The organism is Paenibacillus sp. MY03 (assembly GCF_002165585.1).
Lineage (GTDB): Bacteria > Bacillota > Bacilli > Paenibacillales > Paenibacillaceae > Pristimantibacillus > Pristimantibacillus agaridevorans.
In genome coordinates this window covers 1-9,635 of sequence record NZ_MXQD01000026.1, presented here as the reverse complement: position 1 = coordinate 9,635, position 9,635 = coordinate 1, and the positions used below count along the sequence as shown (strand labels likewise).

The following is a 9,635-nucleotide window of genomic DNA, read 5'->3' as shown; positions in this document are numbered from 1 at the left end:
GCGACGGGTTCATTCTTAAAATCTCGAAATTTCGCTTTCCAGGCATGTAACGTCTTCGCGGGAATATCTAGTTCGAGGGCGATGTCCTCCACCGATTTCGTCTGCCCTTGCAGATACTTTACCGTCTGTTTCTTAAACTCTTCATTGTATCGATTCCGCTGTTCACCCATTGTGAACACCTCCTATTTCATTCATTATCGAATTCTCTTAACGAGGTGTCCACTATTTATTCTACTTACAAAGCTCCCTATAATCGCGTGGGTTCTGTACGAATGCGCTGATTCGGCCTGAATTAGAGGGAGGATTTCCCTCTAAAGCTCCCACGATGGTGAGGATGGGGAAATTAAGGGGCATTTTTCCCCTTACCCATAAAGTGCGATGATGACCTTCAAAAGGGGGAAAATCGCTATTGCAGGAAGCGTGATTTTGTGTCGAACAGCCAGCTTTTCTAGATTCGAATGAGCAGAATAATCCATAAAAGTGAGCTTGAATATCCATGTTTTATGAGAGGGATGAGGAGTAAACTTAATGCAATAGCAAAGAAAATAGGGGGCATGACGGTGAAGTCCAAGCCATTGTTCAAAGAACATCTGATGAATCACAAAATGCAATACGTCTTTGGCGCGGTATTATTGTCCATATCATGTCTGCTGCAGCTTGTCATTCCGCAGCTGCTTGGAAGCTTCGCCGACCTCGTGCAAGAGGGCATCACGGCGGGTCAAATCCTGTCTATCGCCTTGTGGATTGTCGTCGTCGGATTTCTGGCGGCGTTTTTCCGTTCGACAGGGCGGATCTACTTGTTCCGGCTGGCGAGATTGCTGGAGAAGCATATCCGGAAGAGATTGTTTATGAAGTGGGAGAGCCTGCCCAGCGAATACTTTGGCAAGCAGCGGATCGGCGACCTCATGAGTCATGCCGTGAACGACATTAACATTATGCGCGAGGTAGGCATGATGGGCGTTTTCTCCACCATCGAGGCGGCCGTGCTGATCGGCGTCGCCATCGCCGCGATGGCGGGCACCGTCCATATCGGTCTAACGCTGCTGGTGCTGCTGCCGCTTCCCGCGCTGACCTATCTTGCGTACCGGTTCCGGGGGGAGATCGAGCAGCGAACGACGCTTGTGCAGGAAGCGGTTGGTCAATTGACGAGCCGCGTGCAGGAATTTGTTGCCGGCATTCGGGTCGTGAAGGGTTACGTTCAGGAGCAGCCCGAGATGAATAAGTTTAAGGAAGACAACCGGAACAATCTGGAGACGAACTGCAAGCTCAACAAATCCAATTCGTTTTTTACGGCCATAAGCTCGGCGATTGTAGGGGTCAGTTATTTGCTGTCCGTCGTATTCGGAGGCTTGCTCGTGATGAGAGGAAGCATCGGCATGGGCGATTTCGTCGCTTTCAACACGTACCTTACCATGCTTGTCGCACCGGTCGAGAACCTTGGCAAGGTCATTAACATCTTGCAGCGGGGCAAAGCGGTCGACGTGAGGCTGCGGCACATACTCGATACGGAGCCTGCAGTGGCCGATGCAAAGGATGTTCATTCCGTAGATGACATGCGAGGCGCCATAAACGTGAAGGGATTGACCTTCCATTACCCTGGACAGAAGCGGGCAGCGCTCGACAACATTCATCTGAACGTGCCGGAAGGAAGCAGTCTTGCCATCGTAGGCAAGGTAGGAAGCGGCAAGACGACTCTCGTCAATCTGCTGCTACGGCTTTATAACCCGCCAAGAGGCACAATCGTGATCGACGGTCACGATATCATGGATATTCCATTGCGGCAATTGAGAGAGTCCGTCGGCTTCGTGCCGCAGGAGCATATGCTGTTCTCGACGACAATCGGCAAGAATATTGCTTTCCATCCTGGAGGTTACGGACAGGAGCACATTCAGGAAGCGGCAAAGGTCGCGCAGGTCTATGACAATATCGTGGAATTTCCCGGGAAATTTGACACCTCCCTTGGAGAGCGCGGCGTATCGTTGTCCGGCGGTCAACGCCAGCGTGTCAGTATTGCCCGGGCGCTAATCAAGGAGCCGGCCATATTGGTGTTCGACGACAGCTTGTCGGCGGTGGATGCCGAGACCGAGGAGCGGATTCTGGAAGGGCTAAAGAAAGCGATGAAGGGACGCACAACCATCATTACGAGTCATCGCCTCTCGGCTATCCGTCATGCGGATCAGATCGTCGTTATGGATCAGGGACGTATTGTGGAGCGCGGCGATCATGCCTCTCTCATGAGGCGCGGGGGACTCTACGCTTCGACTTACAATAAGCAGACAATGAAGACCGGAATGGAGGGTTCGTTTGGATATTCATAATGAACGACGGTTAACCGGCGTGAAGGACGGATTGTTATGGCGCAAAATGATGGCCTTCGCCGTCCCGTATTGGCGAAGCCTCGCCGTCTCGCTGCTGTTCGCTCTTCTTGTCGCAGGCGCGGCCGTCACACAGCCGTTGCTCGTAAAGTCGGCCATTGACGACCGGATTAACGGGCTTATGAAGCCGATGGTTTATGTAGCGGATGCCGCTTCGCTGGCTCGATTGGCAGGGGATGAGCGCACGCAGGGCAAGCCGATCGTACTGGGAGAACGGACGTATTACCGCGTAAGTCAGAGCGGGGAAACTTGGCCGGAGGGCATTTATCCCGCCAGCATCTCTCAGCTCGACGGCGCTTATTATTTGCAAGAAGGCCGGAGCGGGGAGTCGGGTTCTGCTGCAGGAGGAGAGGGCTATGCGCTTTCCAAGGAAGAGATTGCGGCGTTCCGCCAGCAGGACTATTCCGGCCTGATCATCCTTGCGATGCTCTTTGTGCTGAATGTGGCGGTAACGGGCATCTTTACGTATTGGCAGTCCGTCATTTTGTCGAATACGGGGCAAAAAATTATTTTCGACATGCGCAATGTAATGTTCAGCCACTTGTCGAAGCTGCAAACCTCCTACTTCGATCGCAACCCCGTCGGACGGCTGGTGACAAGGGTGGCGCATGACGTGGAAGCCGTCAATCAGCTGTATTCCCAGGTCATCGTCAATCTGGCCAAGGAGGTTCTGATGCTGGTCGGCATCGCTTCCATTATGCTGGTGCTTAACGTCAAGCTGGCGTTGGTATCGTTCGCCGTTATTCCTTTGCTGGTTTTGGTAACCTTCTACTTCAAGGGGATCATCAGGGAAGCTCAGCGCGTATCGCGGCTCATGCTGTCGAGATTGAATTCCTTCCTTGCGGAGAGCCTCAGCGGCATGACGATTGTCCAAATGTTCACCCGGGAGAAGCAGCAGCTCGACGAATTCGTGAAACTGAATGACGAGCATTATCGCGCCGGGATGCGGGGCAGCGTCAATAACTCCATCTTTAACCCTATGATCGGCTTCGTCGGAAATCTGGCCCTTGCGCTTGTTGTCTGGTACGGAGGCCATTCCGTACTGGCTGCCGGAGTCACGTTCGGCGTCGTGTACGCGTTCACGACTTACGTTAGACAGTTTTTCCAGCCTTTGACGGCGCTGGCCGACCGTTACACGCAGATTCAGACGGCGCTGGCTTCGGCAGAGAGAATTTTCGAGATGTTGGAGGAACGCCCTGACATCGTGGACAGAGAGAACGCGAAGGAGATCGAACGGCCGCTTAAAGGAGCCATTCGACTGGAGCGCGCCTGGTTCGCCTATAATAAGGAGGAGTGGGTGCTGAAGGATATCAACATCTCCATTAAGCCGGGCGAGACGGTAGCCTTCGTTGGCGCGACGGGAGCGGGCAAAAGCTCCATTATCGGGCTCATTAACCGGTTCTACGATATTCAGAGGGGCAGTCTGATGATCGACGGCGTAGAGGTGAAGGACTACAAGCTGGATCAACTGAGGCAATCCGTCGGCGTTATCCAGCAGGATCCCTTCGTCTTCACGGGCAACATCTACGACAATATCCGGATGAACCGGGCGGACTTGAGCGACGAAGACATTCGCAACGCGGCAAGGGAGCTGGAAATGGACGAATTTATCGAACGGCTGCCGCAAGGGTATGAGACGCCCGTAGGCGAACGAGGCGTCAAGCTGTCCTCCGGACAGCAGCAGCTGCTGGCCTTCCTTCGCGTCTACGTAAGCGACCCCGACATTCTTATCCTGGACGAAGCGACCTCGCATATCGACACGGAGACGGAGGAGACGCTGCAGCGCGGGCTCTTGCGTTTGTCGAAGGGCAAGACGACGCTGATCGTGGCGCATAGGCTGTCGACGATTCGACATGCGGACAACATTATCGTCCTGGACAAGGGACGCGTGCAGGAGATGGGCGATCACGATACGCTGATGAGACGCGACGGGCATTATCGCAAGCTTTACGAGCTGCAGAACGATGAAGGGCCGAAGGAGCAGCGGGGCGCGGCTGCAAGAGCTGGCGGAGCGTTAGCCGCGACGATCGCGAAGTAGCGATTAGTCCAGGCGGAGAGCAAGCAGCGACAATCGCGATGGAGCGATGGGTCCAGGAGGAGCGTTAGCCGCGACGATTGCGATGGAGCGATGAGTCCAGGGGGAGCGTTAGCCGCGATGAGAGCCGCGAAGTAGCGATGGGCCCAGGGGGAGCGTTAGCCGTGACAATCCCCGCGAAGTATCGATAATCACCCTTACAGGCAATTCGATCGCTCCGTTGTGCGAGGCTGTCCTTCTAACGGACAGGAACGTCGCTATTCTTCGATTTGATGATGTTTCTAGAATCTAACGGACACAGACGACCTTATCTGCATCATCCGCACAACTTTCGGCTATATTTGGCCAAATAATGTCGCTCCTGTCCGTTAGCATTTGATCTAGGAGTAAAACGGGCTAATAGTGTCGCGTGAGTCCGTTAGATTCCCAATCGCTTGGTCTGTCCTATACGTGAACAAAGCCGTACCGGCAGCGGATCAGCTGTTCGGTGCGGCTTTGTGCGTCTTGGCATATTGCGAGGGCGATTGCCCCGTAAATTTCTTGAACAAGCGGCTGAAGTACAGCTCGTCCTCGTATCCGATGCTTTGGGCGACGGCCTTCAGCTTGTAATCCGACAGAATGAGAAGCTCCTTAGCCCGGTCCATGCGCAGCTGGGTCAAATAATGAATGGGGCTCGCGCTGACGTATTTCTTGAACAGCCGGGAGTAATGGCTGCTGCTCATCCCCGCCATGGCGGCCAGCTCCTCTACGGTCATGTTCTCGGCATAATGATTAACCATGTAATCGATGGTCGACTCGATCATCGTATTCGTATGTCCCGTCACGGCCTGCGAGCGCAAATCCGAGATGATCTGGGTCAAGATCTCGAGAAACAGGATACGCTGACGCATTTGGACGATCTGGCCGCGATGTTTCATCAGCTTCATAATCCCTTCGAACGAATTGAGGAGCGGAGGGATATTCGTGATGGCATAGCTTCCGGACAAGGGGAACGGCAGCTCTCTGTCACTAGCCAACGTCCAGCTCCCATCCTCCTCGTAGGCGGCAACGGCGTAAGAGAAGCGAACGAAAAAAAATTCGATGGGCACTTCGCCTTCATTGATCCGCTCGACGACCATTCCGGGGGGAAGAGAAAACAGCTTGCCCGGCTCGGCCGTATAGGAGGAGCCATTGAGCACAAAGGTTGCTTTTCCTTTTGTAATCAGCCACAGGCTGTGAAAGCGATGCGTGTAGGGGCCGTTTCGCCAGCCCGCCGGCTTCTGGGAATGTCCGGCCAGCATAACTTTGAAGTTCATTCGGTTCATGTCCCGCATCATTTCCCATGGTTTCATTATGAAGGAAACCTCCAATCGAATGAATGTATGATACCGAATACTAACATAAGCCTCTTGCCACTAGCGCAGACAACTTATTTTCCGGAACGCTTTTCCGGAAATCTCTTTTGAAATGAAAGGCTTCCACTTCAACGTAAAAGACAAAATCTTTGGTAAGTGGCGAAATCTCTCCCCAATTGATTCTGTTAAGCTGTTGGGCCGCTTCGTGCCAAAATTTTTTGGACTCCCTCCACCAATCCCGGTTTATTTGCCAATATTGCACCAAGATGGAGAACTGTTCGAACAAAAATTTATTTTGTAATTGCATCTGATATTCCGTTGGATGTTCCCCGGAATACCACAAATATTCCTTGTCTGTATTTTCCTGCAGCTGCTCTTCTCTAGTCTCCTCCGAACCTAATTGAACGATCGGATTGCACACGCCCATTGGAGCGTCGTGGAGATAGATGGCCGCAAAGCATAGGTCTGGTTCCGGGTTGTTGTCACAATATTTTAATAGCTCTTTTCTCCATTCCAATACGAGGGTATCAAGTACTTGTGTGCGTAAGATAGCCGCTTCGGATTTTTTTAAATGGGCATAGATCGTGAAGTCGTCTTGATCCTTAATATGTGAAAGTTTCCCCTTGTCATCGTAAGCGAGCTGATAAAGGTAATGCCGGTCACCGACATGCCAATACTCGTCCCGTACAATGGAGGTTATTCTCCCGTGAGCGCCTTCATATTGGTATGCTTCCTCGAAATACCAGGACTGCATGCTCGAAATGCCTTGTCTGACGATAAATTCAACATAATGGATTGGCAAGTCGGCTTCCAAAAAAATGATTTCGATGCTGTCCAACTTATCGTTCTCATATTTTCTGGTTATTCTGCGATCATGGGATATAGATTGGCAAGTGAAGTGACCCTGCGAGATGATTTTGGATACGAGCACATTTCCCTCCGCATCAAGTCCATATACGAGATCAGTTTCGTTTTTACTTACCCGGGCTCTTTTCTCGCAATTCCTTTCAAAGTAAAAAGGCATGACCTCGTACCTGCTCCATTCCGCATACTCCCACTTCACAACCTGACGTTCTGATTCAGCCAGATACATATTTCTATTCGCTTGAGCATCTTCACATAGTGCGATGCAATATTGTCGCTCAATACCCATTGTTTTTCTACTCCCTTGTAATAATATCAATAGCTTGTGAGCGTATCTTTATTGTTTATTCGGCCCTCTCTTCCGATAAGCTGAGGGCGGCATGCCGGCATATTTGGCAAACGCTCTGCTGAAAGCGAAAGGATTGCCGTAACCAAGCGAGTAGGCAATTTCGGTGACCGAGGCGGCGGTGCTGTCCAGCAGCTCCGCCGCCTTGTCCATGCGCACCTTGCTTATATATTGAAGAGGAGACAGGCCGACTTGCTCCGCGAATGCCGTCGAAAAATAATTGCGGTTCATGCCGGTGAGCGCCGCCAATTGCTCCACGGACAACCCCTCAGCCGCATGAAGCTCGATGTAGCGGATGCTCTGGCGTACCCATTCCATAGTAGACGGGGCAGGCTGTTTCTCCAGCGTAGTTCGGTTAAGGCTTGCGAAAAACTTAAGCAGCAAGCTTTGCATTTCGAGCGCATAAGGCAGACTGTCGCTGCCCGGCGTGTTCCGGATCAGCTGAAACAGCTCCGTTAGCGCCGATTGCAAAGCGGCGCCGATCCGGCCTCGCAAATACGGAACGCTCGGCGTGATGCCGGAAGATCCTAGCAAGGACTCTGCGCCGGGTCCGTCGAAAGCGAGCCAGGACAATGTTAATCTTTTGCAATGAGGATCACGATGATAGGTGTAGGATCGCCCTTTGAACTTGCAGAACAAGTCCCCTCCCAGCAGTTGAATCTCACGCTCGGCTTCCCGCAGAATAAGCCGCCCTTCCGTCACGAGATGGAGACTGTAGCAGTCCATGCGCCTCGGACCGGCCTGATAACCGGGTTTGGTTACGCTTTGCCCGCCTCGCACGACCCATACCGATTGTTCTTGCTCCCAGCTGCCGGGCGTATGATAAAGAAACTCCGCATGCTCATGGCCGTAATCCTTCCAGTACAAGCGAATCCTCCTCCTCCAACAATCTGAGAAATTGATAGGTTTCCCCAACATCGAGACATGGTCATCACCGTTGATTCTTATTTATAATCTTAGCATAAGAGGAGGGTGAGCGATGAAAAAACCTAACATTCTGTTGATTACGAGCGATCAACAGCATTGGAATACGATCGGCGCGTTTAATAGAGAGCTTCATACGCCTAATCTCGATCGGCTGACGCGGGAAGGCACGACTTTTACGAGGGCATACTGTCCCAACCCGACCTGTACGCCGACGCGCGCCTCCATTATTACCGGGAAGTATCCCAGCCAGCACGGAGCCTGGACGTTAGGCACGAAGCTGATGGAGGACCGCCATACGGTGGGAGAAGATTTCCAGAAGGCGGGCTATCGGACCTCCTTGATCGGCAAAGCCCACTTCCAGCCGTTGAAATCGACGGAGGAATATCCATCGCTGGAAGCCTATCCCGTGCTGCAGGATCTGGACATGTGGAGAACATTCGACGAGCCGTTCTACGGCTTTGAGCATGCGGAGCTGGCGCGCAATCATACCAACGAGGCGCATGTCGGGCAGCATTACGCCTTATGGATGGAAGAGAAGGGCTGCGCCAATTGGCGTGACTATTTCCTGCCGCCGACGGGAAATATGGATCCTAACCAGACCTACAAGTGGCCTATTCCTGAGGAATATCATTATAATACCTGGATTGCGGAACGGAGCAATGCCATGCTGGAGCAATACGCGAAGGAAGACGAGCCCTTTTTCCTCTGGTCCAGCTTCTTCGATCCGCATCCGGAATATCTGGTGCCGGAGCCTTGGGATACAATGTACGACCCGGACAGCTTGACGATTCCAAGCGCGATTCCTGGCGAGCATGACAACAACCCGCCGCACTTCCGCATGACGCAAGAGGAGAACCCGGACTTCACCGCCTGGATGGAGACGGGAAGAGGCATTCATGGCTACGGCTCCCATCATTACTCTATCTACGGTGACAAGAAGAGACTGACGGAAGAGGACCGAAAGAAGCTGGTGGCCGTCTACTACGGCATGATCAGCATGATGGACAAATATATCGGTTCCATCTTGGATAAGCTCGACGAGCTTGGCTTGGCCGACAATACCGTCGTCGTGTTCACGACGGATCATGGCCATTTCTTCGGACAGCACGGCCTGCAGCAGAAGGGCGGCTTCCATTACGAGGATCTCATCAAGCTGCCGTTCATCGTGCGGTATCCGGGACAAGTGCCGGCGGGCGCTCAATCGTCCGCGATCCAATCCCTGATCGACCTGGCGCCGACTTTTCTGTCACTCTGCGGCATTTCGGTTCCGCACGCCATGACGGGCGTCGATCAGAAGGATGTCTGGCTCGGCCGCCAAGGAAGCGCCAGGGATCACGCGCTCTGCGAGTTCCGGCACGAGCCGACGACGATTCACCAGAAGACGTACGTGGACGAACGTTACAAGATCACCGTCTACTACAATCAAACCTATGGAGAAATCTTCGACCTGCAGGAGGATCCCGGAGAGCTTCGAAACTTATGGGACGATCCCGCCAGCGCCGGACTTAAGTCGGAGCTTTTGCTTCGGTATGCTTGGGCGGAGCTGGGCAAGGAGTCCATGCCGATGCCGCGTATTTGGCATGCTTAATATTTGACGGGTTTAATTGAATGAAGGGCGCTTCCGACCGAAAGTTTCGGTTAACGGAGCGCCTATTTTTTGTTGAGGAAATTATGCGACTTACCGGACTGTGGATAATGAGCCTGCAGCTATATGGAACTGAAACGAAAGTGCGGATGGCTCGGAAAGTAACTCA

General features: G+C 52.8%; 7 protein-coding genes. 3 read left to right on the top strand and 4 right to left on the bottom strand.

Features of this window, described 5'->3' with window-relative positions:
• Positions 1–170, bottom strand: a 170-nt coding sequence (locus B1748_RS20420) for a transposase (RefSeq protein WP_143810347.1), incomplete at its 3' end; no start/stop codon positions are given.
• A 390-nt stretch (positions 171–560) separates the two neighbouring features.
• On the opposite strand from B1748_RS20420, the gene B1748_RS20415 reads away from it, so the two are divergent.
• Together B1748_RS20415 and B1748_RS20410 are read left to right on the top strand one after the other, a co-directional pair.
• A complete protein-coding gene (locus B1748_RS20415; RefSeq protein WP_179215705.1) occupies positions 561–2,318 on the top strand; it encodes an ABC transporter ATP-binding protein in 1,758 nt (585 codons plus the stop codon).
• The gene (locus B1748_RS20410) at positions 2,305–4,413 is read left to right on the top strand and encodes an ABC transporter ATP-binding protein (protein ID WP_087569796.1); all 2,109 of its coding nucleotides are present in this window, start codon (positions 2,305–2,307) and stop codon (positions 4,411–4,413) included. The genes B1748_RS20415 and B1748_RS20410 overlap by 14 nt, the downstream gene beginning before the upstream one ends.
• A 473-nt stretch (positions 4,414–4,886) precedes the next feature.
• Here the strand turns inward: B1748_RS20410 and B1748_RS20405 are convergent, their stop codons facing one another.
• The 3 genes from B1748_RS20405 to B1748_RS20395 are packed head-to-tail and all read right to left on the bottom strand — an operon-like array spanning position 4,887 to position 7,821.
• Complete coding sequence (locus tag B1748_RS20405) at positions 4,887–5,741, bottom strand: AraC family transcriptional regulator (RefSeq protein ID WP_256975790.1); 855 nt, start codon at positions 5,739–5,741, stop codon at positions 4,887–4,889.
• Between the two features lie 43 nt (positions 5,742–5,784).
• The gene (locus B1748_RS20400) at positions 5,785–6,897 is read right to left on the bottom strand and encodes a hypothetical protein (protein WP_087569795.1); all 1,113 of its coding nucleotides are present in this window, start codon (positions 6,895–6,897) and stop codon (positions 5,785–5,787) included.
• A 48-nt stretch (positions 6,898–6,945) separates the two neighbouring features.
• On the bottom strand, positions 6,946–7,821 hold the full coding sequence (locus B1748_RS20395; protein ID WP_179215704.1) for an AraC family transcriptional regulator: 876 nt from the start codon (positions 7,819–7,821) through the stop codon (positions 6,946–6,948).
• 112 nt (positions 7,822–7,933) lie between these two features.
• On the opposite strand from B1748_RS20395, the gene B1748_RS20390 reads away from it, so the two are divergent.
• Positions 7,934–9,469 (top strand): sulfatase family protein, encoded by a 1,536-nt coding sequence (locus B1748_RS20390; protein WP_087569793.1) that lies wholly within the window; start codon positions 7,934–7,936, stop codon positions 9,467–9,469.
• Positions 9,470–9,635 lie beyond the last annotated feature (166 nt).